21 protein-coding genes are annotated in these 26615 nt (G+C 67.9%); 12 read left to right on the plus strand and 9 right to left on the minus strand.

The annotated features are described in order from the left end of the window. Positions 1-149: 149 nt before the first annotated feature. The 3 genes from OG884_RS22030 to OG884_RS22040 are packed head-to-tail and all read left to right on the plus strand — an operon-like array spanning position 150 to position 3190. A complete protein-coding gene (locus tag OG884_RS22030; protein ID WP_326635694.1) occupies positions 150-1109 on the plus strand; it encodes a CDP-alcohol phosphatidyltransferase family protein in 960 nt (319 codons plus the stop codon). Positions 1110-1134: 25 nt separating this feature from the next. Continuing rightward, positions 1135-2145 (plus strand): sulfotransferase family protein, encoded by a 1011-nt coding sequence (locus OG884_RS22035; protein WP_326635696.1) that lies wholly within the window; start codon positions 1135-1137, stop codon positions 2143-2145. Position 2146: 1 nt separating this feature from the next. After that, positions 2147-3190, plus strand: coding sequence for a sulfotransferase family protein (locus OG884_RS22040; RefSeq protein ID WP_326635698.1), 1044 nt, complete (start codon positions 2147-2149; stop codon positions 3188-3190). Between the two features lie 95 nt (positions 3191-3285). On the opposite strand, the gene OG884_RS22045 is transcribed toward OG884_RS22040, so the two are convergent. From OG884_RS22045 to OG884_RS22055, 3 genes are all read right to left on the minus strand, one after another. Next, positions 3286-4443, minus strand: coding sequence for a glycosyltransferase (locus OG884_RS22045; protein WP_326635700.1), 1158 nt, complete (start codon positions 4441-4443; stop codon positions 3286-3288). Further along, a complete protein-coding gene (locus OG884_RS22050) occupies positions 4440-7280 on the minus strand; it encodes a bifunctional glycosyltransferase/CDP-glycerol:glycerophosphate glycerophosphotransferase (protein ID WP_326635702.1) in 2841 nt (946 codons plus the stop codon). Before OG884_RS22050 ends, OG884_RS22045 begins: the two co-directional genes overlap by 4 nt. Before the next feature lie 371 nt (positions 7281-7651). After that, positions 7652-11830 carry a bifunctional nitrate reductase/sulfite reductase flavoprotein subunit alpha gene (locus tag OG884_RS22055; RefSeq protein WP_326635703.1) on the minus strand — a complete coding sequence of 1393 codons (4179 nt, stop codon included), beginning with the start codon at positions 11828-11830 and terminating at the stop codon, positions 7652-7654. Positions 11831-12013: 183 nt separating this feature from the next. Between OG884_RS22055 and OG884_RS22060 the strand changes: the two genes are divergently transcribed. Continuing rightward, positions 12014-12571: a dihydrofolate reductase family protein gene (locus tag OG884_RS22060; protein WP_326635704.1), complete on the plus strand. Its 558-nt coding sequence runs from the start codon at positions 12014-12016 to the stop codon at positions 12569-12571. A gap of 227 nt (positions 12572-12798) precedes the next feature. Here OG884_RS22060 and OG884_RS22065 read toward each other — a convergent pair whose 3' ends face one another. Together OG884_RS22065 and OG884_RS22070 are read right to left on the minus strand one after the other, a co-directional pair. Continuing rightward, positions 12799-13362, minus strand: coding sequence for a PIN domain-containing protein (locus tag OG884_RS22065; protein ID WP_326635705.1), 564 nt, complete (start codon positions 13360-13362; stop codon positions 12799-12801). A gap of 18 nt (positions 13363-13380) precedes the next feature. Beyond that, positions 13381-13887 carry a helix-turn-helix domain-containing protein gene (locus tag OG884_RS22070; protein ID WP_326635707.1) on the minus strand — a complete coding sequence of 169 codons (507 nt, stop codon included), beginning with the start codon at positions 13885-13887 and terminating at the stop codon, positions 13381-13383. Between the two features lie 116 nt (positions 13888-14003). Between OG884_RS22070 and OG884_RS22075 the strand changes: the two genes are divergently transcribed. Next, positions 14004-14384, plus strand: a complete 381-nt coding sequence (locus tag OG884_RS22075) for a dihydrofolate reductase family protein (protein ID WP_326635708.1) — start codon at positions 14004-14006, stop codon at positions 14382-14384. 55 nt (positions 14385-14439) lie between these two features. On the opposite strand, the gene aroQ is transcribed toward OG884_RS22075, so the two are convergent. Next, positions 14440-14901, minus strand: coding sequence for a type II 3-dehydroquinate dehydratase (gene aroQ, locus OG884_RS22080; RefSeq protein WP_326635710.1), 462 nt, complete (start codon positions 14899-14901; stop codon positions 14440-14442). Between the two features lie 299 nt (positions 14902-15200). Here aroQ and OG884_RS22085 point away from each other — a divergent pair, with 299 nt between their 5' ends. The 3 genes from OG884_RS22085 (at position 15201) to OG884_RS22095 (ending at position 19373) form a co-directional block, all read left to right on the plus strand. Further along, positions 15201-17606, plus strand: coding sequence for an FdhF/YdeP family oxidoreductase (locus OG884_RS22085; RefSeq protein WP_326635712.1), 2406 nt, complete (start codon positions 15201-15203; stop codon positions 17604-17606). Between the two features lie 205 nt (positions 17607-17811). After that, positions 17812-18219, plus strand: a complete 408-nt coding sequence (locus tag OG884_RS22090) for a YciI family protein (protein WP_326635713.1) — start codon at positions 17812-17814, stop codon at positions 18217-18219. Between the two features lie 8 nt (positions 18220-18227). Further along, positions 18228-19373 (plus strand): RNA polymerase sigma factor, encoded by a 1146-nt coding sequence (locus OG884_RS22095; RefSeq protein WP_326646966.1) that lies wholly within the window; start codon positions 18228-18230, stop codon positions 19371-19373. A 219-nt stretch (positions 19374-19592) separates the two neighbouring features. Here the strand turns inward: OG884_RS22095 and OG884_RS22100 are convergent, their stop codons facing one another. Then, positions 19593-21275 (minus strand): Eco57I restriction-modification methylase domain-containing protein, encoded by a 1683-nt coding sequence (locus tag OG884_RS22100; protein ID WP_326635714.1) that lies wholly within the window; start codon positions 21273-21275, stop codon positions 19593-19595. A 172-nt stretch (positions 21276-21447) separates the two neighbouring features. Between OG884_RS22100 and OG884_RS22105 the strand changes: the two genes are divergently transcribed. Beyond that, on the plus strand, positions 21448-22155 hold the full coding sequence (locus OG884_RS22105) for a PaeR7I family type II restriction endonuclease (protein ID WP_326635715.1): 708 nt from the start codon (positions 21448-21450) through the stop codon (positions 22153-22155). A gap of 211 nt (positions 22156-22366) precedes the next feature. Here OG884_RS22105 and OG884_RS22110 read toward each other — a convergent pair whose 3' ends face one another. Next, on the minus strand, positions 22367-22981 hold the full coding sequence (locus OG884_RS22110) for an ATP-binding protein (protein WP_326635717.1): 615 nt from the start codon (positions 22979-22981) through the stop codon (positions 22367-22369). A 340-nt stretch (positions 22982-23321) separates the two neighbouring features. Here OG884_RS22110 and OG884_RS22115 point away from each other — a divergent pair, with 340 nt between their 5' ends. The 3 genes from OG884_RS22115 (at position 23322) to OG884_RS22125 (ending at position 25778) form a co-directional block, all read left to right on the plus strand. Then, entirely contained in the window at positions 23322-24158 is an 837-nt protein-coding gene (locus tag OG884_RS22115; RefSeq protein WP_326646967.1) for a helix-turn-helix domain-containing protein, read from the plus strand. Next, positions 24155-24388 carry a DUF397 domain-containing protein gene (locus tag OG884_RS22120; protein WP_326635719.1) on the plus strand — a complete coding sequence of 78 codons (234 nt, stop codon included), beginning with the start codon at positions 24155-24157 and terminating at the stop codon, positions 24386-24388. Before OG884_RS22115 ends, OG884_RS22120 begins: the two co-directional genes overlap by 4 nt. Positions 24389-24815: 427 nt before the next feature. Then, complete coding sequence (locus OG884_RS22125) at positions 24816-25778, plus strand: LysR family transcriptional regulator (protein ID WP_326635721.1); 963 nt, start codon at positions 24816-24818, stop codon at positions 25776-25778. Here OG884_RS22125 and OG884_RS22130 read toward each other — a convergent pair. Then, entirely contained in the window at positions 25765-26613 is an 849-nt protein-coding gene (locus tag OG884_RS22130) for an alpha/beta fold hydrolase (protein WP_326635723.1), read from the minus strand. The genes OG884_RS22125 and OG884_RS22130 overlap by 14 nt on opposite strands. Positions 26614-26615 lie beyond the last annotated feature (2 nt).

Genomic DNA, 26615 nt, shown 5'->3' on the forward strand with positions numbered 1-26615 from the left:
GCGAAAGGCCGGGGAATCCCTCCTCGGCCTTTCATGTCTCCAAAGCGGCCGATCACTGTGACGCGGGTCGGTCAAGAAGTGGCATGGAGATCTTCTAGTAGTTACAGAGCGTAGGCGACAGGAGATGTGGCGTGGCCATGCTGGGACGCATGAGGGCCTATTCGTTGGACGACGTCCACGCGACCCGGAAACGAAAAGACTCCTGGTGGACCGTTTTCCTGGTTGACCCGGTGGCGTGCAGGCTCACCCTGCTCATCGCCAACCACACGTCCATCACCCCCAACGGGCTCACTCGCTTCTCCCTGATTCTCGGGATGTGCTCGGCGATCTGCTTCGCGTCCGGACGGCTGGTGGCGGGGGCCCTGCTGTTCTACGTGAGCTTCATGGTCGACTGCATGGACGGGAAGATCGCCCGGCTCAAGGGGACGGGGACCGCGTTCGGCCTCTGGCTCGACTACGTGGGCGACCGGATCAGGGTGGTCTGCTGCGCCGCGGGGCTGGCGTCCGGGCAGTACGCGGTGACGGGGGACATCGCCTACATCCTGCTCGGCGCGGGGGTGGCGGTGCTCGACCTGTTCCGTTACGTGAACGCGCCGCAGATGAAGCGCGTGCGCGAGGTGGTCAAGGAGAACCGGCTCGGGAGCCTGACGGCCGTCGAGTCCGTGGTGGCCGCGGGACACGCCAGGCCCGCGGAGGCCGTGGTGGCCGCCGGGCATGCCGGGCACGTCAGGCCCGTCGAGGTCGTCACGCCCCGCGAGGCCGTCATGCCCCGCGAGGTCATCACGCCCCGCGAGCCGATGCGGGTCGTCGCCTTCGAGGACCGGAGACCGAGGCCACGGGGCGGCAGGCGGCCGAAGCTGCCCCGCAGGTTCGGCCGCCTGCTGGCCCGCCACCGGGTGCGGACCCATCTGATCAGCGGCATCGAGTTCCACGCCGCCGTGTTCGTGGTCGCCCCGCTGGTCGGGAGGGGCGCCCTGGTGCCCCTCGCGGTCGCCTCCGGGGCGCTGCTTCTACTGAACGAGGTCTTCCTGATCTATCGAATGTGGCTCTTCTCCCGGGTGGTGCCCGCCGCACCGCTGGTGGAGAAGGTGCCACGCGTATCTGTTTGACCAAGCTTTACGGGGGTTCGTTGTCATGCAGTCCGACCGCCCGATCTTCGTGATCGGTTGTCCACGTTCAGGCACCACCATGTTGCAGCTGATGCTGCACTCGCATCCACGCATCGCGGTTCCTCCGGAGACACGGTTCGTGGTGCCCGGCTACTACCGCAGGTTCTCCTTCGGGGACCTGCGCGAGGAGCGCAACCGGCGCAGGGTAGGCCGGTGGATCGTGAGCGACAAGGACACCAAGTTCAAGGAGCTCAAGCTCGACGGGGACAGGTTGATCGACGACATCGTCGCGGGGCCGCCGACGCTGGGCTCGGCGATGGGCATCACCTTCCGCTCGTACGCCGAGCAGTACGGCAAGAGCCGCTGGGGTGACAAGCGGCCCAGCTACTACCACCACGTGGACCTGTTGACGCGGCTCTTCCCCGACGCCCAGTTCGTGCACCTGATCAGGGACGGCCGCGACTGCGTGGCGTCCCTGAAGGAGATGCCCTGGTACACCAAGGACGTCTTCCACGCGGCGGTCAACTGGAGCGAGGCGATCGACTACGGCCGCCACCACGCCAGGAAGCTCCCCGCCGACAGCTACTACGAGCTGCGCTACGAGGATCTGACCGCCTACCCGGAGACCGAGCTGAGCAAGCTCTGCGAGTTCCTGGGCGAGGACTACGACCCGGCGATGTCCGAGCCGTACCACGTCGCCAGGGTGGCGATCCCGCAGCACAAGGTCTGGCACAGCAACACCCACGGCGACGTCACGACCGCCAGGGCGGGCTCGTGGAAGGCCAGGCTGGAGCCATGGGAGATCTCGGTCTGCGAGACGGTCCTGGCCGAGCGGCTGACCGCCAACGGCTACGAGCTGAGCGGCGCGCCCAAGGCGGGCAAGGCCCACGTCCAGGCGTGCGAGAAGGCCGCCGCCAAACGGCGCTGGGCACGCAGGCGCAAGGAGTTCCGCGACCGGATCAACCGGTTCCGCGAGCCGAGCCCGGTGGCCGCGAGGCTCACCAGCCGGCAGCTCGGCGAACTGGCGAAGGTCTGACATGAAGCCCGACCGTCCGATCTTCGTCCTGGGCTGTCCCCGCTCGGGGACGACGATGCTGCAGCTGATGTTGCACGCCCACCCGCGCGTCGCCATCCCGCCGGAGACCCGCTTCATGGTCTCCACCTACCAGCGGCGGCTCCAGTTCGGCGACCTCAACGACGCGGAGCACCGGCGCGAGCTGGCCGAATGGGTGGTCGACCGGCGCCAGACGCGCTTCCACGAGCTGAACCTGGACCGCGACGAGGTGCTCGGGCAGATCGTCGACGGGCCGCCGACGCTCGGCTCCGCGCTGGGCATCGTGCTGCGCGCCTACGCGGCCAGGCACGGCAAGCCGCGCTGGGGCGACAAACGGCCCTCGTACTTCCAGTACACCGACGTGCTGCTGCGACTCTTCCCCGACGCCCAGTTCGTGCACCTGGTCAGGGACGGCCGCGACTGCGTGGCGTCGCTGAAGGAGATGCCCTGGTACAACGGGAGCGTCTACAGCGCGGTCTCCGCCTGGGCCGAGGCGATCGACTTCGCCAGGCACGGCGCGCCGAGGCTTCCCGAGGGCAGCTACCACGAGCTGCGCTACGAGGACCTGACCGCCGAGCCCGAGGCTCACCTGCGCAGGCTGTGCGAGTTCCTCGGCGAGGACTTCCACCCGGCCATGTGCGACCCGGCCGCGGTGGCGGGCATCGCCGTACCCGCCAGAAAGACCTGGCACGTGCGCACCCACGGTGAGGTGACCACCGCGCGGACCGGCTCCTGGCGCGAGCGGCTCGACCCCGGCGAGATCTCGCTCTGCGAGAGCGTGCTCGGCGACCGCCTGGAGACCTACGGGTACGAGCTCAGCGGGGCGCCGAGGATCGAGACCTCGCGGCTGGTCTCCTACGAGCGGACCGCGGCCAAGCGGAAGCTGGCCCGGGTCAAGCGGGTCACGTTCGACCGGCTGATGCGGCTCCGCGAGCCGAACCCGCTGGGGGCGCGGCTCACCTCCGCCCAGATCGTGCTGGCGGGGGTGCCGATGCCGCGCAACGAGCCCGTGGCGGTCAGCGGGTGACCTGCTCGAACAGGGGCGCGGTGACCCGGCGAGCCGCAGTGATCAGCGGGTGGCCCGCTCGAACGAGGGCGCGCTGACCTGGCAGCCCGTGGCGGTCAGCGGGTGACCTGCTCGAACAGGGCGTCCCAGCGGTCCAGGACGCGATCGGGCCGGAACGCTCCGACGTGAGCGCGGGCGGCGGTTCCCAACCGCCGCCGCTCCTCGGCCGAGGCCATCAGGTGGGCCAGCGCGGCGGCGAGCGCGGTCACGTCGGCCGGGGGCACCAGCACCCCGGTCTCCCCGTCCAGTACGAGCGATCTGAGCCCGCCCGACACGTCGAACGCCACCGAGGGAACCCCGTAGGACGCCGCCTCGCCGACCACCAGCGGCAGCCCCTCGTGCTCGCTGGCCAGCGCCAGCACCGACCCGCCCAGATACTCCTCCCCCATCAGGGGGGCGGGCACCGTGCCGCGGAAGACCACCCGGTCGCTCACCTCGCACGCCGCGGCGTGCGAGGTGAGCCGTTGCCGCTCGCCCCCCTCACCGATCAGGTGTAGTTCCCAGCCCTCACCCGCCTCGCGACGGGCCTCGGCGAGGCCCGCCCGGAGCTCGGGCTCGCCGGGGACCGAGCGGCCACAGGCCTGGGCGAAGGCCGAGATCAGCCGGTCGAACCGCTTCACGCCCTCCAGCCTGCCGATCCCGAGCACCCGGCGGGCGGTCAGCTCCGAGGTCCCCGACGGCCAGGCGGGCAGCGGGTTCGGGATGGACCAGGTGTTGGGCAGCAGCGCGTGCTCGGAGAAGAGCCACGCGTCCCGCTCACTGAGGAAGACCGCCTTCTCCAGGGTGCCGTAGTGATCGCGGACCGAGTCGAGATGCCAGGATCCGCGCGCGTGCTCGTACGACCCGTGGTACTGCCCGATCGGCAGCAGCCGCTCGGGCAGCAGTGCCCTGATCCGGGCGACCACGCTGGGCGAGGAGAGCACGGCGAACCCCGGCCCCACCTGTCGCAGCAGCCTGTCGAGCGCCCGGTGCTCTCGGCGCCGGCCCAGCACCGACAGCGTGCTCACCGGAGCGCGGTGGATCACGTGGCTGGTGTAGCGCGGCTGTTCCACATAACGGAACGGATTCCTGGCGCGGTGCAGCCCGATCACGTGCACCTCGCGACCCCGTTCGGCCAGCCCCTGCGCCACGGTGTGGGTGACCCGCTGGACGCCGCCCAGGGTGTCGGCGTCCACGCAGGCGAACACGACCGCCCCCGCGCGTCCGCCGCTCATCCCGACCACCTGGGCGGGTGGATCGGCCGCCGCACCCCCGGCAGGTGTCCCAGCCCGGCCGGGGTACGTCGCTCCCGCCCGGCGGGCACCCGGGGAACCTGTGCGGGCACCCGGACCGAGGGAGGGTCGAAGAAGGCGTCCACCACCCTCGCCGAGGCGTGGCCCTTCTCGTCGGCGCACCACATCCTGCGGAACGCGATGTACCTGGCGGCGAAGGACACGGTCATGCCGTCGAGGTCGCGCAGCGCCTCGATCAGCTCCTCGGTGGTGGTCAGGCAGGGGCCGGGGGCGATCGCGGGCAGGTCGTGGTAGACCCCGCGTTCCACCCTGCGGTACTCGTCCCAGTCGTCGATCAGGAACAGCATCGGCCGCCCGGTGATCGCGTAGTCGCACATCAGCGACGAGTAGTCGGTCAGCAGCGCGTCCGAGAGCAGCATCAGGTCGTTGACCTCGGGGTAGGACCCGGCCTCGCGGACGAAGTGGCGCAGGTGCTCGGGCACCTCGAACCGCTCGACCGGGTGGGTGCGCAGGACCACCGTCCAGTCGCCGGCCAGGGCGTCGGCCATCGCGGCGAGGTCGGCCCTGACCGACTCGCCGGACCCCTTGGCCCGGTCGCGGTAGGTGGGGGCGTACAGCAGCACCCTGGACCAGTGCGGGATCTCCAGCCGCTTCCGCGCCCGCCTGGCCGCCTCCCGGTCGCCGTGCACGAGCACGTCGCAGCGGGGCGAGCCGTGGCGCAGCAGTCGCCCACGGTAGCCGTTGGAGGGCACGAACACCCGCTCGAACTCGGCACTGGGTGAGATCAGCGCGTCCCAGCGATCCACCGCGGCCCGCCAGGTCGCCCTCGGCCCGTCGAAGTCGGCGCGCAGGTCGGGCGCGTCGAAGCCGACCGACTTGATGCCCTGGCCGTGCCAGGTCTGCAGGTAGCGCGTGCGCGGTGGCTTGGGATAGGGCAGCGGCATGCCGTGGCTGTCGATCCAGTAGCCCGCCCTGGCCATGGTCCAGATATGGCGCCAGCTCATCCGCCGTACCAGCCTGGCGTCGGCGGGGAAGTCTTTCTCCGACCCCGCGACCGACCACACCATCTCCAGCGACGCGCCCCGCCGCCTGAGCTCCTCGTAGATGTAACGCGGGTTCCCGGTGTACCCGGCGCCGACGTCGGACTCGAACAGGGCCAGGTCCCCGCGGGGCGGCAGCACGGAGATCAGCCCCTTGTAGACGCGGAGCTTCGTGCTGGGGCCGCTCACCTTCCGCCGCAGCCGGGCGCCGATCCGCCGCAGCCGGGGTAGCTGCCGCAGCAGTCCGCCGCGGCGCCAGCGCACCCGCAGGAACGCGGCGGTCCCCTCCGGCATGACGGTGACCTCGTGCCACGGGACGGCGACCGTGAACGGCGCGGTGGACGCGTCGACGAGCAGCCGGTCGGAGGTGACCCTCCCGTCGGGGTTGACGATCTCGACCGCCGGGTCGTGGTGGCCGTCGAAGCCCAGCCGGCCCAGGTGGCCCGCGCGACCGGGGTGGAGCGCGGCGAGGTCGACCGCCGCCTCGCTCAGGTGGCTCCCGTCGTCCTGTCCGCGGGGCGCCAGCGGAACCCGGTGGTTTCCGAACCGAAGGAACGCGGTCCAGCCAGGGGTGGCGGCGAGCACTCCGAACGGGTCGTACGTCCTGATCACCAGTCTGAGCACCGTGCCCTCGCCGGTGAAGGCCGCCTCGTGGCGGAGCCGGGAGGCGGAGAAGGGCAGTTCGGCCATCCGGAGCGAGGTGATCTCCCGCATCTCGTCGGGGACCGTGCCCCAGTAGGTGCGCCCCCCTTCCCGCAGGGCGACGCGCGGCGGGGCCTTCGGCCCGTTCAGCGAGCGGGCGGCCACCACGAGCTCGTCGGGCCTGTCGTCGAGGATGAAGCTGCAGCAGACCCGGATGAGCGGATCGATCGTCTCGAACACCGCCGGGTCGAGTTCGGACAGGTAGGGACGGATCACCGAGATGAACTCCTCGACCCACGCGGGGTCGCGCGCGGGTAGCGGGTTGAGGTAGACCCGCAGGTCCTGGCGGACGAACCGGCGCTGCCGCTCGTTGATGAGGTCACCGAGGCCGTTGTCACGCAGGATGTCGTCGCTCAGCCGGGCCGCCCTGATCCTGGAGCGGACGTTGGACATGTCGGTCAGGCTCAGCGAGATCGACAGCCGCGCGTCGCTCTCCTCCGAGGCCCGGTGCCAGAGGTAGACCACCCAGGGAACCACGGCGAACCGACGCGCCGCGCAGTACAGGGCGGTGCTGAAGACGTGGTCCTCGTAGTGCATGTCCTCGGGGAACGGCACCCGCCGGAGCAACTCGGCCCGGTAGAGCTTGTTGGTGCTGAAGGAGTCGAGGAACATCTCCGGTTCCTCGACGATGCCCTCGACGGTCCTGCGCCTGGCGAACAGGGCGGGGTAGTAGCGCGAGGTCTTCCCGCTCCTCTCGTACAGCCGGGAGATCTGCCCGGTGACGAAGTCGGCGCCGGTCCGCTCGATCTCCAGCAGCATGCTCTTGCAGGCGTGCCGGGTCAGCTCGTCGTCACTGTCCAGGAACATCACGTACGGCGCCCGCGCGGCCGCCACGCCCCTGTTGCGCGGGGTCCCGCACCCTCCGCTGTTGACCTTCCCGCGCAGGTAGCGGACCCGCGCGTCCTTCCGCTGCAGTTCCCGGACGACCTGCTCCGTCTCGTCGGTGCTCGCGTCGTCGGCGATGATCACCTCGATGTTGCGCAGCGACTGCCGGAGCACGGACCGCACGGCCCTGGGCAGCCGCGCGGCATCGTTGTAGGTAATCACCACAACACTGCACTCCGGGACATTGATCACATCCCGAGGTATCCCCGCGAAAAAATAACTGGTTGTCCTACTTGTCCACTGATAACACTCTTTTTGATGTTCTGTGGGGTGGCCACTCCCGCTTAGTGCTCGGTTCCTCAAAGGAGGGCACGACGCGCGGCCGAAAACCTGAGGCTGTCAGGGCAGCCTCCCCGGCCTCCTGGGCCGGTATGGATCTGTGCTTCCGATGAGGAACATCGCATTAGACGGCCTCACGCGGATCCTCAGGAGTTCGGGGTATGCGCCGGACGCAAGCGGGTCGATGCTCAGCGGCACAGTGCTAGGGGGCCGGATTGCTAGGGGGCCGGATCGCCGGCCGCTTCGCGTGGTCCGACTGGAGTGGCGTCCACCGCTCCGCCCTTTCAGTAGATGTCGCGGACGTAGCGTTTGTCGGTGGACAGGCGTTTGACGTAGGTGTCGGCGGCTTGTTCGGTGAGGTCGCCATGGGTGGTGATGATGTCGCGGAGTGCTTTGTCGACGTCTTTGGCCATGCGGGAGGCGTCGCCGCAGACGTAGAGGTGAGCGCCGTTCTCCAGCCAGGTCCAGAGGCGGTGGCCGTGTTCGTGCATGCGGTCCTGGACGTAGATCTTGTTGCGCTGGTCTCGGGAGAAGGCGGTGTCGAGGCGGTCGAGGGTGCCGTCGTCGCGGAGTTCGGTGAGGCCGTCGCGGTAGTAGAAGTCGGTGGCCTGGTGCTGTTCTCCGAAGAACAGCCAGTTGGGGGCGGGGTGTCCTTGGGCGCGGCGGTCGTGGAGGAAGCCGATGAAGGGGGCGACGCCGGTTCCGGGGCCAATCATGACCATGGGGGTGGCGGGGTCGGCGGGTGGCCGGAAGTGCGGGGAGGGCTGGACATGGATGGGGATGGGGGTTCCGGGTTCGGCGTCGGCGAGGAACGCGGAGCAGGCGCCCTTGCGGGCCTGACCGAGGGTGCTTTCGTAGCGGACGACGGAGACGGTCAGGGACACCTTGTCGGGGTCGGTGCGAGGGCTTGAGGAGATGGAGTAGAGGCGGTTCTGGAGCCGTTTGAGGGTCGTGGCCCATTCTTGGGCGGTGGCCTTGACGGGGTGTTCGGCGAGGACGTCGGCGGCCTGGCGTCCCCAGGACCATTGGGCGAGCTCGCCCTTGTTGTCGGGGCGGAGCAGTTTGCGCAGGTGCCTGTCGCCGGTGCGGTCGGCGAGGAATCCGAGCAGGCCTGGGGTGATCTTCGTGATGTCGAGGTGCAGGTGCAGTGCCTCGCCGAAGGGGACGGTGCCGGGGCCGTCGAGGTCGACGGGGGTCTGGCCGTCGATGCCGGTGAGCGTCAGCCATTCGGCGACGAGGCCCAGGTCGTTGGCGGGCCGGACGCTGAGCGCGTCTCCGGCTTGGTACGCGAGCGGACTCCCGGTGAGGTCGAAGGTGAACCGGCGGACCTCCTTTCCGGCGCCGGGAAGGCTGAGTAGTTGATTCCCGACGAGCGGAGCGGTCACCGCCACGGGGCCGGTCCGGGGCGGGGGTGACGACTCGGTCCGGGGCGGGGGTGACGACTCGGTCCGGGCCGGGGACGGCTCGGTTTGGGGCGTGACGGTCGCGGATGCCGTCGTGGGAGCCTCGGGAAGGCCGCCGGTCAGCGAGGCGAGGACCAGGTCGAGCCAGGCGGTGGCCGCACTCTCGAAGTCGGGTTCGCAGTCGGTGCGGGGGGACAGCCGGGTGGCGCCGAGTTCTTCAAGGCGCTGGTCGAGACGGCGGCCGTGGCCGCAGAAGTCGCTGTAGGAGGAGTCACCGAAGGCCAGGACGGAGTAGCAGAGGTGATCAAGGCGCGTGTCGGTCGCGGCGAGAGCATCCCAGAAGCCGCTTCCGTTGTCGGGTGCGTCGCCGTCGCCGAAGGTGCTGGTGATCAGGAGGGTGTCGGAGGGGGGCAACGCGGTGGGGTCGACGTCGTCCATGCCGAGAAGGGTGACCTTGTGCCCGGCGGCGGTGAGGCGCTGCGCCGCGGTGGCGGCGAACTCCTCGGCGTTGCCCGTCTGCGACGCCCACAGCACGGTGATCATGCGGCCCTGCACGGGTGAGCTGTGGCCGGGGCGTTCGGCCGGTTCGATGGCCGGGTGAGAGGCGGCGCGGGAGAACCGCCCGGCCAGGAGCCCGTCCACCCACAACGCGTGCTCGCGGCGGAGCGGTGCGGTGGGGGGCAGGACCGGCACCCCTGCCGGGTCCGCCCCGATTCCGTTGAGGAATCCGGCCAGGTAGTGGCGTTCGTGTTCGTCGAAGACGGGCGGCCGGAGGTCGGTGATGCCGAGGACGTCCGCGAGCACCGGGTGATCCGCGCCGAAGGCCGCCGGAGCCGACGGCTGGGCGGGCACGACCTCGGTGGTCTCGCCTTCGGTGGTCTCGCCTTCGGGCCCGGTGACCACGACGGGGATGGCCGACTTGGCCAGGGACACGGCGCAGACCTTGAACTCCGGCTGGAAGGACAGGGGGTCGACGGCGTCGTTGGTCACGGCGTTGACGCTGAGGTACTCGCCGAACAGGTCGTTCCAGTGGAAGGGGGCGAAGCAGCAGCCGGGCCGGACCCGGTCGGTGACGACGGCGGGCAGGACCGCCTTGCCGCGGCGGGAGGCGATCTCGACCGGGTCTCCGTCGGTGAGTCCGAGGTTCCGGGCGTCGTCGGGGTGGATCTCGACGAACGGGCCGGGGTTGAGCTTGTTGAGCTTGTCGACTTTTCCGGTCTTGGTGAGAGTGTGCCACTGGTGCTGGAGCCGGCCGGTGTTGAGCGCGAACGGGTAGTCGTCGTCCGGCATCTCCCGGGCGGGCAGATGGGGCCGGGCGAAGAACACCGCCCGGCCTGAGGCGGTGGGGAAGACCGGCCGCCCGTCCTCGCCGAGGTAGCGGATCGGGTTGCGGTCGGGGCCGCCGGGCTCGGCGGGCCACTGGACGGGCGTCTCGCGCAACCGTTCATAGCTGACGCCGCTGAGGTCGTAGCCGGTCTTCGGGTTGCGGGCGCGTTTGATCTCTTCGAAGATCTCTTCGGCGCCGGTGTAGGCGAACGCGTCGGTGTAGCCCATGGCCTGGGCGATCCTGGCGATGATCAGCCAGTCGGCGGTCGCCTCACCGGGCGGGTCGGCGGCGGGTTGGGCGAGGGTGAGGTTGCGTTCGCTGTTGATGAGAACGCCCTCGGTCTCGGTCCACAGGGCGCCCGGCAGGACGATGTCGGCGTAGCCGTTGGTCTCGGTGTCGGTGAAGACGTCCTGGGCGACGACGACCTCGGCGGCCTCCAGCCCCGCGATCACGGTCTTGCGGTTGGCGACCGAGGCGACGGGGTTGGTGCAGATGATCCAGCAGGCCTTGACGCGGCCCTCGGCCATCTGCTCGAACATCTCGATCGTGCCCTTGCCGACGCCGTCCTCCCGGAGGGCGCCGACCGGCAGGTCCCAGAGGTCCTCGATGAAGGCGCGGTCCTCGGGGACCAGCACGGACCGCTGGCCGGGGAGCCCGGGGCCCATGTAGCCCATCTCGCGGCCGCCCATCGCGTTGGGCTGTCCGGTGAGCGAGAACGGGCCGCTGCCGGGGCGGCAGATCGCGCCCGTCGCCAGGTGCAGGTTGACCAGGGCGTTGGTGTTCCAGGTGCCGTGCGTGGACTGGTTGAGCCCCATCGTCCAGCACGACATCCACTCCCCGGCCTCGCCGATCCACTGCGCGGCGGTGCGGATGTCCGCCTCCGGGATGCCGGTGAGCTCGGCCACCGCGGCGGGCGGATAGTCGGCGAGGAACTCCGGCATCGCCTCCCAGCCCTCGGTGTGGTCGGCGATGAAGCCGGGATCGGTGTGCCCGTTCTCGACCAGCAGCTGCAGCAGCCCGTTCAGCAGGGCGAGGTCGGCGCCCGGCTTGATCTGGAGGAACAGGTCCGCCTTATCCGCGGTGGCGCTGCGGCGCGGGTCGACGACGATCAGTTTCGCGCCGGCCTTGACGCGCTCCATCATGCGCAGGAACAGGATCGGGTGGCAGTCGGCCATGTTCGATCCGATGACGAAGAAGACATCGGCCTTCTCGAAGTCCTGGTAGGAGCCGGGAGGTCCGTCGGCTCCGAGGGACAGCTTGTAGCCGGTTCCGGCGCTGGCCATGCACAACCGCGAATTCGACTCGATCTGGTTGGTGCCGATGAAGCCCTTGGCCAGCTTGTTCGCCAGGTACTGGGCCTCCAGGCTCATCTGACCCGACACGTACAGGGCGAAGGAGTCCGGGCCGTGCTCGTCGATGACGGCGCGAAACCGGCGGGCGGTCTCGGCGATCGCCGTTTCCAGGTCCGTGGGGATCGGCTCGGCTCCCCGCTCCGGCCGGATCAGGGCCGTCGTGAGCCGTCCCGGCGCCGCCAGCATCTCCGCGGTGGTCACGCCCTTGGTGCACAGCTTCCCGAAGTTCGCCGGGTGGTCCTTGTCGCCCGAGGCCTTACGGACGGAACGCCGCCCGTCCGGTCCGACCGCAACGTCCAACACGATGCCGCAACCGACCCCGCAGTAGGAACAGACGGTGCGAACCCGCGACTTGCTCGGCTGCGCGCTTCCTGCGGCCATGGACGCCCCTCCCCGACAGAGATCAGCGTCGACCATAGGAAACATCCGTAACACGAAGGTGACATGGAGTGGCTTCCGATGTTTCGCTTCCCGCACCGCACGATCGAAACCCTTGTTTCCGTGGATTGTCGTGGGTGGTCTTTATGGTCGGTGGCGGTGGGACAACGATCAGTGGAGGCTTCGGTGCGAAAGATCTTCTCGTTCATCATGACGACCCTCGACGGGTATTTCGAGGGGCGGAACCATGACCTCGGCTGGCACAACGTCGATGAGGAGTTCGGCGAGTTCGCGGCGCGCCAGCTCGACGAGAGCGGCACGCTCGTGTTCGGGCGGGTCACCTACCGGCTGATGGCGGGCTTCTGGCCGACGCCCGAGGGGGAGAAGGCCGATCCGGCGGTCGCGGCGAGGATGAACGGCACGGACAAGATCGTCGTCTCACGAACGCAGGACAGGGCCGAGTGGGCCGGCACCCGGCTGATCAAACAGGATCTCGTCGAGGAGTTCACCAGGCTCAAGCGGGAACCCGGCAAGGACATCGCCATCCTGGGCAGTTCCGACCTGACCGTGAGTCTTCTCCGGTTGGGGCTCGTCGACGAGCTGCGGATCATGGTGAATCCGGTCGTCCTCGGCGAGGGCACCCCGCTCTTCGGGACCGTGATGGGCAGGATCGACCTGAAACTACTGAAAACCAGAACTTTCAACTCCGGCAACGTCCTACACCACTACCGGCCCGCTGTCTGACGCGCTGCCCCGAACGTTCACCGGGTCCGCAGAGGGGGCCGGGATCCTCCTCTTCCCTTGCTGCGCTTTCGTCACGCACGATGTCACGCGGAAGGCGGAGGCGGGCGTGGAAATGGAACTACCTGACACTTTTTTGCGTTCTGCGAAGTGGTCGGCGGCGAGACGCGGTCTCTTTGTGCTGCCGAGGGCCCGTGTTCCGGCGCGGTCGTGGTCAGGTGTAAGGATTCTTACATTTTAAACAGCGAACGTGCGGTGGCGGCGAAAACAGGGGTTCCACAGTTCTCCAGCGAACTCAGTACATCCTCGATGGACATAGAGGAATGAGGTGGTTTGCCGGTTGAACTCGCTTGCTCCCGCAGTACCTGGAGGATGATGTCTGGCGCCTGCTCCAGGTTGTAACACAGGAATGTGTCAGGGTGTTGGACCTCAACATCGAGATGGTCGCATGCCGAGCTTGGGAAATCGCGCAAGTTGAGGGTCACGACCACATCGGCATGGCCACGAACCGCAGCGGCCAGGACGTGGCGATCCTTGACGTGGTTCCCCATCGAGTCCTCGAGAGGCTCCCATCCCTTGACCATGGCTTCGGGGAAGGCGCCTCGGACGAATGACAACGTACGGTCTACAAGCTGTTCGGAGCGTCCGTTTCTCACCAGGGCGCCTCGAACCTCCGCCAGTATCCGCTCGCTCCACAGGGGTTGGTAGATGCCGGCTTCCGCGGTTCTTAAGAGAGTGTCTCGCAGTGCGTTGGGATAGAGCACGCAGGCATCGAGCACGGCAGAGAACGGCACCGGAACAGCATAGGCTGTTCAGAACTCGCCGGCGGGCTTGTCGTACGTACCCGCATCTACGGAATCCGCGGTGAGTTCGTCCAGCAGCCGTCGCCGCTCTGTGCGTCGCCTTTCCTTAAAGGCAAGGACATCTTTGAGCTTTACTCGCCGATGTGCTCCAGGGCGATCTGTCGCACGTTGGTAGGGAATTTCCCCATTTTCTAGGAGTTTGACCAGAGTCGGCCTGGAGATTCCCAGCAGCTCGGCCGCTTCATAGGTGGACATTGTCATGTGCTGTGGTGCGACAGTGACAGCCAGGCCCTTTGACAGGGCCTCCGCTACTTGCAGAAGAGCCTGATAGACCTGCATTGGCAGCGGAAGGGATGGTGATCCATCTGGACCTGTGAGTAGTGCTGGACAGTCGGCTACCGATCGCCCTCGCCTGCGCAGCTCCTCGACCAGATCAACGATGGCCGCCTGAGTCTGAGGATCTTCTTCCGGGAGGAACGTCCTGGCGTCTGCCGCGGCCAACGACGTGTCGCCCATGTGAGTCCTCCGTCACCGCGCGTTGCTGTACGTGAACAGTACCCCAAAACGAAACTAATGAAAACCTGCTTCGTTGATCAACGGTAGTGGTGGAACGATGGTTGGCGGAGGCTACGGTGCGAAAGATCTTCTCGTTCATGATGACCACCCTCGACGGGTATTTCGAGGGGCGGAACCATGACCTCGGCTGGCACAACGTCGATGAGGAGTTCGGCGAGTTCGCGGCGCGCCAGCTCGACGAGAGCGGCACGCTCGTGTTCGGGCGGGTCACCTACCGGCTGATGGCGGGCTTCTGGCCGACGCCCGAGGGGGAGAAGGCCGATCCGGCGGTCGCGGCGAGGATGAACGGCACGGACAAGATCGTCGCCTCACGAACGCCGGACAGGGCCGAGTGGGCCGACACCTCTACCGGCCCGCCACTGTCTGACGCGCCGACCAGGGGCAGAAGCGCAGCGAGGGCGCCTCAACCAGTGCTCGGCCAAGTGGGGGGTACGTGAGATCGACGGCCGCCGCGCGGTTTGGGCACTGCTGCCCTCCACGGGGCGCTGCCTGCTACCTCGGGGACATCCGGTGCAGGGCGTCGATGGCGAGGCGGTAGCCGTCCACGCCGAGGCCGACGATGGTGCCGCGCGCGACGGGGGAGATGTACGAGTGGTGGCGGAAGGACTCGCGGCGGTGCACGTTGGAGATGTGCACCTCGACGAGCGGTAGTTCGGTGCCCTCGATGGCATCGTGCAGGGCGATCGAGGTGTGGGTGTAGGCCCCGGGGTTGAAGACCGCGCCGATGACCTCACCGGCCTTGACGCGTGCCCCGGCCTCATGGATCCAGTCGATCAGCTGGCCCTCGTGGTTGGACTGACGGAAGACCAGGTCCAGGCCGAGCCGAGTGGCCTCCTCGCGGCACAGTTCCTCGACGTCCGGCAGCGTCATGGTGCCGTAGACCTCGGGTCTGCGGGTGCCGAGCAGGTTCAGGTTCGGGCCGTTGAGCACGTGTACGCAGGTCACGAGGATCATTCTCGCTCATCGGCGGGACCGGCGGTGTCGGCAGTGAGGGTGTGCGGGGGGCAGTACGGAACCGGCCACCCACACCGGTACGGGGGGCGGATCTTCAACAGCCGTCTGTAGTACGTCCCCGAGATCATCCGGGCCGCCCGCGACGGTTCTGAAGCGTGTCGGAGTCGCCCGACGGCTCAAGCTTGGGGAAGGCCGGGAGGTTGTTTGGGGCTGGGGTGGGGGCGGGGGCGGTAGACCGGGAATATCGCGGCATGTGCACGCATGTCGGGCTCGACTGTGCCACCCCGGGGGGACCACTCATGGCCGACGACATTCTTGCCGCAGGAGAGAACTTCGGACAGGGGATGCCGGGGGTTCCGGCGCGGGGGCGCGGGCCCAACACCGGCGAGCCCTTCTCCAGGCGTGACTACCGGCATCCGGCGGCGGGCTGGGGCGCGGCGCTCAGCGTCGGAAAGGTGCTGGCCAAGACGCGGGAGCCGGTCGAGGGGACGCGCGCGATCTTCCGGATGAACCACGAGAACCACGGTTTCGACTGTCCGGGATGCGCGTGGCCGGACGACAGGAAGGGCCTGCGCCTGGACATCTGCGAGAACGGCATCAAGCACGTCACCTGGGAGATGACCCCCAAGCGCGTCGGGCGCCGGTTCTTCGACGAGCACACCGTCACCGAGCTGTCCGGCTGGAGCGACTTCGCGCTGGAGGACCAGGGCAGGCTGACCGAGCCGATGGTCTACGACCCGGAATCCGACAAGTACCGGCCGATCTCCTGGCCGGACGCGTTCGAGCTGGTCGGCTCGACGCTCAGGAGGCTGAGCAGCCCGGATCAGGCGTCGTTCTACACCTCCGGGCGGCTGAGCAACGAGGCCACATTCCTCTACCAGCTCTGGGTCCGCGAGTTCGGTACCAACAACCTGCCGGACTGCTCGAACATGTGCCACGAGGCGAGCGGCCGCGCGCTGAAGGCCGCGCTGGGTACCGGCAAGGGGACCGTCGACCTGGACGACTGGGGCAAGGCCGACGCGATCTTCCTTCTTGGCTCCAACGCGGCCTCCAACGCGCCGCGCATGCTGACCGCGCTGGTCGACGCCTACCAGCGCGGTGCCCAGATCGTGCACATCAACCCGCTCGTCGAGGCCGCAGCCGGGAAGACGATCGTGCCGCACGAGCTCCTCGCGATGGGCACCTTTCACGCCACCAGGACCGGCACCCTCAACGTGCAACCGAGGATCGGCGGTGACCTGGCGCTGCTGCGCGGGGTCGCGAAGGCCGTGTTCGAGGCGGCGGAGACCGACCCGAAGGCGATCGACCAGGGGTTCGTCGACGACCACACGCACGGCTTCGAGGACTACCGGCGGGCGTGCGCCGAGGCCGGCTGGCCGCAACTGGAGCGCCAGTCGGGCGTGGACGAGGCGAGGATCCGCGAGTTCGCCGACGTCTACCTGCGTTCCAAGCGCACCATCATCAGCTGGTGCCTGGGCGTCACCCAGCAGGAACACGGCGTCGACACCGTGCGCGAGATCGTCAACCTGCTGCTGCTCCGCGGCAACCTCGGCCGCGAGGGTGCCGGTCCGTGTCCCATCCGAGGGCACAGCAACGTCCAGGGCAACCGCACCTGCGGGGTCAACTCCCACCCGGACGAGCGGTTCCTCTCCCGGCTGGCCGAGGTGTGCGGCATCGACCCGCCGAGGGCCTGGGGCCTGGACACCGTCGGCACCATCGAGGCGATGCACCGGGGCGACGTCAAGGTGTTCGTGAGCATGGGCGGCAACTTCTCGCTGGCCACGCCCGACACCCCGCGCACCTTCCAGGCGCTGCGCGGCTGCGAGCTGACCGTGCAGGTCAGCACCAAGCTCAACCGCAGCCACCTGGTGCACGGCGAGAAGGCGCTGATCCTGCCCTGCCTCGGCCGTACCGAGAAGGACTGGCAGCGCCGCAGGCTGCAGGGGGTCACGGTCGAGGACTCGATGAGCATGGTGCACATGTCGATCGGCATGCGGAACCCGGCCTCCAGGCAACTGCTCTCCGAACCGGCGATCATCGCCGGGATGGCGCGGGCGACCCTGCCGGACAGCGCCACGCCCTGGCAGGAGTACGTCGACGACTACGACCGGATCCGCGACACCATGGCCCAGGTCCTCGACGGGTTCGAGGACTTCAACCGCCGGGTCCGGATGCCGCTGGGCTTCCGGATCCGCCAGCCCGCCCGCGAGCGGGTCTTCCTCACCGAGTCCGGGCGCGCCGAATTCTGCACCGCCCCGGTTCCGAACGTCATACCGGAGGCGGGCCGCCTGACGCTGGGCACGGTGCGCTCCCACGACCAGTGGAACACCACCGTCTACTCCGACGACGACCGCTACCGGGGCGTCAAGAACCTGCGCACCCTGGTGCTGATGAACCGCGACGACATGCGGGACCGGGGCCTCGCCGAGGCCGACCTCGTCGACATCACCAGCATCGCCAAGGACGGCAGCAGGCGCAGCGTCTACGGCTACCGGGCCTTCGGCTACGACATTCCGCGCGGCAGCGTGATCGGGTACATGCCCGAGCTGAACGTGCTCTGCGCGCTCGGTGACTTCAGCCCGCAGAGCGGGCAGCCGCTGGCCAAACACCTCACCGTCGAGATCACCCCGATGGACGGCCGCGCGGCCGACGACGGCCTTCGGCGAGAGGCCGAACGCCCGGTCGGCCACGGTGCGGGCGGGTAGAGGAAACCTCGCGGGAGCCACTTGTCCAGTCGTGCGCGTTTCGCCCTTGCGCCACGGCGCGGACCCGGACACCGCGAGACGGCTCACCCAGGTTCATCTACGAGACCCAAAAAGATTCGGACGGCGATGTCGAGAATTCGTGACTGGCTCCGTCCCCGCAATGAAAGCGACCAAAATGGGTGGCACCAGCACCGAGGAGAACACGATGGCCAAGTATTTGCTGCTCAAGCACTACCGCGGCGCCCCGGCTTCGGTCAACGACGTGCCCATGGACCAGTGGACGCCGGAGGAGATCTCGGCCCACGTGCAGTACATGCACGACTTTGCGGCCCGGCTTGAGGGGACCGGCGAGTTCGTCGACGGTCAGGCGCTTGCCCCCGAGGGGATGTTCGTCCGGTACGACGGCGAGGGTCGCCCGCCGGTCACCGACGGCCCATTCGCCGAGACCAAGGACCTCATCGCCGGCTGGATGGTGATCGACGTCGACAGCTACGAGCGCGCCATCGAGCTGGCCGGGGACCTGTCGGCCGCCCCTGGGGCAGGCGGGGAGCCGATCCACGAGTGGCTCGAGGTGCGCCCGTTCCTGGCCGCGCCGCCCACCATCACGGAGTGACCTCCGAGGTGAACGAGGTCCTGCTCCGGAGCCTCACGCCGAGCGTGCTCGGGATCCTCGTCCGCCGCGGAGCCGACTTCGCGGCGGCCGAGGACGCCGTGCAGGACGCGCTGGTCGAGGCGGTCCGCGTCTGGCCGGCCGACCCGCCGAGGGACCCGAAGGGCTGGCTGGTCACCGTGGCCTGGCACCGGTTCCTCGACGCGACCCGGGCGGACGCCGCCCGCCGCCGGCGTGAGGACCTCGTCGACGAGGAGCCGGCGCCCGGGTCCGTGCCCACGGTGGACGACACGCTCCAGCTCTACTTCCTGTGCGCCCACCCGTCGCTGACGCCGTCGTCCGCGGTCGCGCTCACGCTGCGCGCCGTCGGCGGGCTGACCACCCGCCAGATCGCCCAGGCCTACCTGGTGCCCGAGGCGACCATGGCGCAGCGCATCAGCCGGGCCAAGCGCACCGTCTCCGGCATGCGGTTCGACCAGCCCGGCGACGTCGCCACCGTGCTACGCGTCCTCTATTTGGTCTTCAACGAGGGCTACTCCGGCGACGTCGACCTCGCCGCCGAGGCCATCCGGCTCACCCGGCGGCTCGCGGCCGCGATCGACCACCCCGAGGTGGCGGGGCTGCTCGCCCTCATGCTGCTCCACCACGCCCGGCGCGCCGCCCGGACCGCGCCCGACGGCAGCCTGGTGCCGCTCGCCGAGCAGGATCGCGGCCGGTGGGACACCAAGTCGATTGCCGAGGGCGTCGAGATCCTGCAGGCGGCCCTCGCCCGCGACCGGCTGGGCGAGTTCCAGGCCCAGGCCGCCATCGCGGCACTCCACGCTGACGCGCCCACCGCCGAGGAGACCGACTGGGTGCAGATCGTCGAGTGGTATGACGAGCTCGCGCGCCTGACCGACAGCCCGGTCGTCCGGCTCAACCGCGCGGTGGCCGTCGGCGAGGCCGACGGACCGCGCGTCGGCCTGGCGGCGCTCGTGGCGCTGGACAACTCACTGCCCCGCCACGCCGCGGTGGCGGCGTACCTCCACGAGCGCGACGGCGACCTGGCGACGGCGGCACGGCTGTACGCCGAGGCGGCCCAAAAGGCCCCCAACCTCGCCGAGCGCGACCACCTGACACGCCAGGCCGCCCGGCTCAACGCCCGCCGGTGCAGCTGACGGGTCGCGCTCGGACCTGCGGGTGAGGGAGACGCCCGACGATCTCACCATGCCCAATCGTTCGCTGGGCGCCGGACGGCACCTTCGCCGGGATATCGCAGGCCGATGCCGACGTCCGGGCCGACGTTGAATCGAGCAACCGCGACCGTGCAGGCCAGACCGGGCTGATCTTGGCGACTTCGCTGTCCGGACCCGCGGAGGGTCGATTCATAAGCCTCGTCAGTCAGGCCATTCGGTGAGGCCGTACACGTCCAGAGCCGCCGATGTCGCGGCCTCCGCGTCGCGGTTTCTGAAGGCGGTGATCAGTCGTTCCCGCTGCGTCGGGGTGATTGCCGCAGGGGTCGGCAAAGGGATGCGTCGGAGGTACTGAGCTTGAAACCGGAGCGTCTTGCCGCGCATTTTCACCGCGTACGCGTCTACGAAGGCCTCTGCCACCTTGGACAGCAGCAACCCACCGAGGACCTCCAGGTCCCAGACATCGGAGGTGATGAAGTAGAGGTTGTGATGCGGGTAGAAGTCACCCTCGTCGAGAACCGGATGACTACTGAGCTTCATGTCAGGAAACAGCAGCTTGGGTTGCTGCCTGAGACCAGTTTCAACCTTGTCGATAGTTTTGTACCATTTTTCGGGGTTCTTTCTGGCGATGTAGCGTCCCCTGAGAGCGGCAGCGTTCCGTGTGAAGTACGCCCGAAGCTTCGGATACCGCTCAAGATCTACTAGATGGCCGTTGTCGTCCCACGGGTTGACCAGGTAGTGCCCGGACCATTCGAGCCGGCCGCTGGTCGTGTCGCGGACCATTGACATCCGAAGAAGCCGATCAGCCTCGACGAGATCGGAATCACGGGTGATGAAGACCTTGTCGGCCCCGGTCGCGACACCGATTCCCACCCGGACCCCAGGCGTCTGGCCCATGACCGTGAACCGCTCTGTAAGGTCTTCCAGGACCGCGAGCCGTGCGGGTGAGCCTGTCGGCCACAGGTCATCACCGGAGAACCAGTGAGGCATCCTCGCGGCCTCGAAGGTTCCCCGTCGGAGGGGTTGGTCCTCTCGGCGGTTGATCCAGGAGAAAAGGTCTTGAGCCGCGGTCTCTCCGAAGCGGCTTGTCGTGTCAGCGACCACTGCGGACTCCTGAACGCCCCGGCGTAGCACCGTCACCGCCGGATACGCCGCGACCTGCTCCTCGAAAGCGTCGACGTCGTGCATCGCGATGCAGGCATCCAGTGCGAACTCATCACCGACGAGCTTGCGGAGCTCCCTGCCGTACTGGTTGCGCATCCACCGGTCCGCGCAGATGAACCCAAGTCGGCCTCCCGCACGGAGAGAGCGGAGAGCGGCCTCGAAGAAGCCGACGTAGATGTCTGCCCGTCCCACCATCGTGGGCCATAGAGCCCGATAGAGACTCATTCGCTCCTCAGGCAGGTCCTCCAGGCGGATGTAGGGCGGGTTGCCGACGACGACATCCACTCCAGGGGTGCCCGCAGGCCGCTCAAACAGGTAGTCGGCTCGTCGCACCCAGGCTTGAGCCACATGGAAGGCGTCATCGGCCGCCCAGCCTTCCGCCGTCAGAATGCGCTCGACCAGAGCGCGGGATGCGGCCACGTTCCGAGGAAGAAGATCGAAGGCCCGCACCGCGTCCAGGGCGGCTGTGATGTCTCGCCCGTGCTTGCGGCATGAGGCGCTGACCCGCTGGGCGATCACACCGAGGAACGCCCCACTGCCGCAGGCGGGCTCGACGAGTCGGAGCAGGGCAAGATCCTGATCTGGACGGTAGCCGACCAGGTCAAGGATCATCTCGACGACCCATTTACGGGTGAACACCTCCCCGTGCTCCACCGCCTCGTCGGGTATGTCGGCCGGCGCGGCTCGGGGGACGAGGTCGATGTCCAGGGCAAGAGTCTTCACGATGCCACCTTACGAGGGGGTGGTGATCCACGATCGCGTACGTGCCCATGGCTGGCCAGAGCACAGGACGATAACGGGGCGGGACGAGTGGACGAACCAGCGTGATGCAGCGCTTTTCCCTGTTACCTTGATCGGATTCAAAACCCGAATCGGGGCAAGGAGAGCGCTGGCAGTGCGCAAGGAAGCGGTTCAGCAGGCAGTCGAAGAGTTCTGGTCAGAGCGACGGGTGCAGATAGAAAAGCTTAAAGATCAAGGGAAATCCGGTGGTGCCGCCCGCGCCAACGGTCATATGGGGGGCTTCACGAACTTGGTCGCTCAAGAATTCGTCGGTGCTGGAGTCCCTGCGGAGTGCATCAAAACGGGCAAGCCTTACCTGCCCGGCTACTATCGGGTCCGCAAGCAGTGGGACCTGGCGATCGTATGGGAAGGCGTCCTCGTTGCGGCGATCGAGTTCAAGTCGCAGGTCGGCAGCGTCGGAAAGAACATCAACAACCGATTCGAAGAGGCATTGGGAACCGCGACGGACACTCACGCGGCACACATCAAGAACGGGATCTATGGCGAGATTCCTCCCTGGCTAGGGTACGTGTTCGTCCTGCAGGAAACAACCGAGACCGAACAACGGAACCGATCAACGAAGACCCTCTTTCCGACCGATCCGGCATTTGATGGCATGTCCTACAACGAGCGTTACCAGGAGATGGCTAAACGCTTCGTCAGGGAACGCATATACCAGGCCGGCTGGTTTGTGACCACTAAGGTCACAGATGAGGGAGTTGTGTATAACGAGCCCCTGGCTATGGCGGGCGCCGCGGAATTCGCGGTACAGATCAGAGAGCGAGTCGATTACGTGAAGGCTGTTCTCAGCGAGACGCACTGAGTCTAAGGCGTGACGGATAAAAAGTCGGGATTGCTGACTTATCCGTACTGGGCGTGGTGGGTCGGGTTTGTCTGTGGTCGCGCCTCTGGCCTGTCGCGACGAGAATTTTCCGGGTAACGATCGCTTTTGATCACCGGTAAGGCATGGTCGCGCCGTCCTTATGGGAACCGCTGATGGTCGACGACGATCTTGCATCAGCAGGTTTCGAAGGTCAGTTGAAAGCGGCGTCGATGTCGTCGGCCAGGGCCTGAGCTGAGACGGCGACGAGCATTAGTGCGGGGACGCCGGTGTCCTTCGGCACCCCATACCAGAACCCGCTCCACGGTCCGAACCAGATCAGCCAGTCGGTGTAACGAGCATTCATCTCGGCCTGGGCGGCGGCAACGGATGTCTGGGGGACCAGTGGAGAGCCATCCATGAACTGTTGAGAGGCGGGGGCATGCCAGTCCAGTTCGGCCCAGACCACCCTGCCCGTTTGATCGCCGTCGATGCCCCGGCGGACCGCCAGTGCGGCCACCAGTGCCAGCCCGCGCCCACCGGGGGCGTTCTCGTCCCGGCAGCGCACTATGGGGTCGGTGGGGGCGCCGCCGTCCAGAACCGCGATTCTCGCTCTGAACCCGTCCTTGCCGAGCGGTAACTGGGTTACCTCCACGACGAAGACCCCGCCACGCCCGCTGGCCGTATGGCAGATCGCGTTAGATGTCAGTTCCGAGGTGATCAGGATCAGGTCGTCCAGCAGAGGGCTGGATGCCAGCAGCGTCTTAACGAAGCGCCGGGCTTCACCGATCTGCTCCTGAGCGCCGGGGAAGGCCCTACGCCAGCGCATTGCCGTACTCCTTCGCGCGGCGCCCGGAACGGCGCGACGGACGATGCTTTTGTGTAGCTGTGCATCTGCTCTGACTTTTGGTCATGATTGCTCCAGATCACGTACTGGTTGTACGAATTCTCGAAGCCAACCCCTCGCTTGTAACTCTCTGAAGTCAAATGGGCACGGAGGGGGGTCGTTCCCTCACGATGGCCTCTCGGTTCGGAGTAGGCAAGTCGTTTCTAAGAAAATTTTCTCGGGAAAACCATCCTTCCGGAGGGGCATGGATGCGGCACACTGTGTCGCGTGAGATTGACGGAGGGTTGTCGTGGCCGGTGAGTCTCTACCGCCGACGCCGACGGTGCGGCTACGTCGACTGGGCGCGACTTTGCGCCGCTTGCGGGAAGCGGCGAATCTAACGTTGGAGGAGGCCGGCGCTCAGTTGGAACGCAGCCTGTCCTCGCTTAGCAAGATCGAGAATGGCCGGGTTCGCATCCCGCCCCGTGATCTGCGGGTCATCCTCGACTTCTATGGAGTCAATGAGGAACCAGCCAGAGAGGCGCTGCTTCTCCTGTCACGGGATGCCCGCAAACGCGGTTGGTGGCAGCGCTACGGCGATGTGCTGTCCCCCTCCTACCTGGACTTCATCAGCCTGGAAGCGGACGCCGCCGAGATCTGCACCTTCGAGACCGGCCTGGTCCCCGGGTTGCTGCAGACCCAGGACTACGCCAGAGCGGTCATCGCGGCGGTCCCCGACACCGATGGCGCCGCTCGCGACGTCGACCAACTCCTGGCAGTGCGTATGGCCCGTCAGGAAGTCCTCAGCCGTGATCATCCCCTCACCCTCTGGGCGATCGTGGATGAGGCATTACTTCATCGTCATATCGGCGGACGAGAGGTGATGCGCTCTCAGTTGCAGCACCTGGTCCAGGTTGGCGGAAGCAGCCATGTCACCTTGCAGGTCCTGCCCTACGCCGTGGGCGCCCACGCCGGCATCAATGGTCCGTTCACCATCCTGGAGTTCCCGGAGATCGCGGACTTGGACGTCGTACTCCTGGAGAGCCAGACCAGCGGGCTGTATCTGGAACAAGCGGAAGAAGTCCGCCGTTATAGGACTATTTTCAACCATTTACGCGCTTCAGCGAAGTCCGCGGCGGCTTCCCGGGTGATGATTGAGGATATAGCCAAGCAGCTATGACGACAGGAGATGATAGCGGCGTGTCCCGATCAGATCTGTCCGACGCCACCTGGCGCAAGAGCAGCCTAAGCGGCAGTGACCATAACTGTGTAGAAGTCGCCTTCTTGAGCGGTGGCGCTGTCGCCGTCCGTAACTCCAACCATCCCGATGCCGGAACCGCCGTGTTCACCCCTGCCGAGTGGGCGGCCTTCATCGGCGGCGTCAAGAACCAAGAGTTCGACCCGCGCTGAAGAAGTACGGGCCTGTTCGATTGAAGACCGGGACCTTCGGCTCCGGCAATGTCCTGCACCACTGCCGACCCACTGCTGCTTGACTCACTGACCCGGGCACTCACCGGCTCCGCTGCTCTGGGCTGTGGCTGCGTTGCTTTAACCGCGGTTATTTCTTACTGGAGCGCGCGACCACCTGCAGTCCTCGACAGGGTTGAAAGGCCGGAGCGTGCTCAGGCGATCCGGCTTCACGCTCAAGGTCGTGTCACGGTTGCGGGACAGTGTCGGACTCGCACCGACTTCCCCGGAGAACACTCGCGGGCGGCAGGAAACCCCAGGCCGGAGCGTCCCGCGTCCGGATGCGCCCGCTAGCATCGGGGTCCCCCTGTCCCGCCTCGCGGATGCCCCCACCGCGACGGACGCCCGGCCGACTCGCGACGGAGCCCGCGTGCCCACGATCGACCCCCGACGTCTCCTCGTCCTCCGTGCCTTCGTGCTGTCCGACTCGGTCACCGCGACCGCGGCGGCGCTGCACCTGACGCCGTCCGCGGTGTCGCAGCAGCTCGCGGCGCTCGAGCGCGAGGTCGGCCACGCGCTCGTCGTACGCACGGGGCGCAAGCTGGCGCTCACGCCGGCCGGGCGCATCCTCGCCGGGCACGCCGAGGAGATCAGCTCCCGGCTGAAGATCGCCGAGGCCGACCTGGCCGCGCACGCGGGCGGTGTCCTCGGGCAGCTCCGGATCGGCGCCTTCCCCACGGCGATCAGCTGGTTGGTGGCACCCGCCATCGTCGAGCTGCGCCGCCAGGCGCCGGGCGTCGACGTCACGGTCGTCGACGCGGAGGCGCACATGAGCCACCGGATGCTGATGCGCGGCGATATCGACGTGACCGTCAGCATGGAGTACGAGTCCGACCCCGAGCGCGACTCCCCCGACATCGTGAAGTTCCCGCTCTACATCGAGCGGTTCAAGGCCGTCCTCCCCCACGCGCACCCGCTGGCCGGCGAGGAGGGCATCGGGCTCACCCAGCTCACCGAGGAGGGCTGGATCATGCCCTCGCCCGGTAACCCGTGCCGCACGATGGTGCTGCAGGCGTGCGCCGAGCTCGGCTTCCACCCGCCGATCACCCACGTCTCGGACGACTACCGCGCCGCGCTGGCGCTGGTCGCCGCCGAGGCGGGGATCTGCCTGGTACCGGAGTCCGCGCTCTCCGCCCGCGACGCCGACTGGGTGACGATCCTGCCGACGCGCGGCATCGCGCCGCTGCGCAAGGTGATCATGACGACGCGGCGCGACAACCAGGGCCACCCCGTCGTACGCGCGGGGCTGGAGGCGATGCGGGCCGTTGTCGCCGAGCCGGACTCGGAGATCTACGGCCCGCTCGCGCGGTCCGACACCTTCAGCGTCGAGTGACGGCTCTGGCCGACGGCGCGTTCTCGCGGAGGAAGGCGTCGACGTGCCGGTGGTACTCGTCCGGCTTGTCGCGGCGCACGCAGTGGTGGGCGCCCTCGATCACGATGACGTCGAAGCCGGGCGCGACGGCGGTGAGGCGCTCACGGGAGTGCTTGTCGACGATGACGTCGCCGGTGCCGGTGACGAGCAGCGCCGGTACGCCGGCCGGGCCGACCGTGATCTGCCGCGCGGTCGGCGTCCAGATCCGGCGCTTCTCGTGGACCCGCTGCTCCATGTAGTCGATGTTGACGGCCTTCATCGCCTCGGCGAGCGGGCGCAGCTCCTGCTCCGCCCAGTGGGGCTTGAGCTCGCGCTGCATGTCCATGAGCTCCTCGACCGACGCCGTGTCGGCGTAGTCGAAGGGGTCCTTGACGGTCTGCTCGACGCTGAGCCACGGGTTGGGGCCGGCCTCCGGCACCCACCACGGCGGGTCCTCGAGTACGACGCCGGCCACGAGGTGCGGGGCGTCGGCGGCGACGAAGGCGGCGATCCGCGCGCCCATGGAGTGCCCGACGACGAGCGTCTTGCGCCCGGTCTCGTCGAGCATGTCCTTGAGGATGTCGATCGCGTCCTGCACCATCACGTCGGTGGACGGAACGCCCTCGTGCTCGGGCAGGCGGCTGGGCGACTTCCCATGGCCCCGGGCGTCCGGCGCCACGATGTGGTAGTCGCCGCACCAGCGGTCGACGGCGTCGCCGTAGCACGCGCCGGACTCCACGGCGCCGTGCAGGATGAGGATGGCGGGCGCATCTGCTGCGTCCCGCCCATACTCTCGGACGAACAGGTCGGTTCCCACGT

Origin of the sequence: Streptosporangium sp. NBC_01755, assembly GCF_035917995.1 — a bacterium.
Taxonomy (GTDB): domain Bacteria; phylum Actinomycetota; class Actinomycetes; order Streptosporangiales; family Streptosporangiaceae; genus Streptosporangium.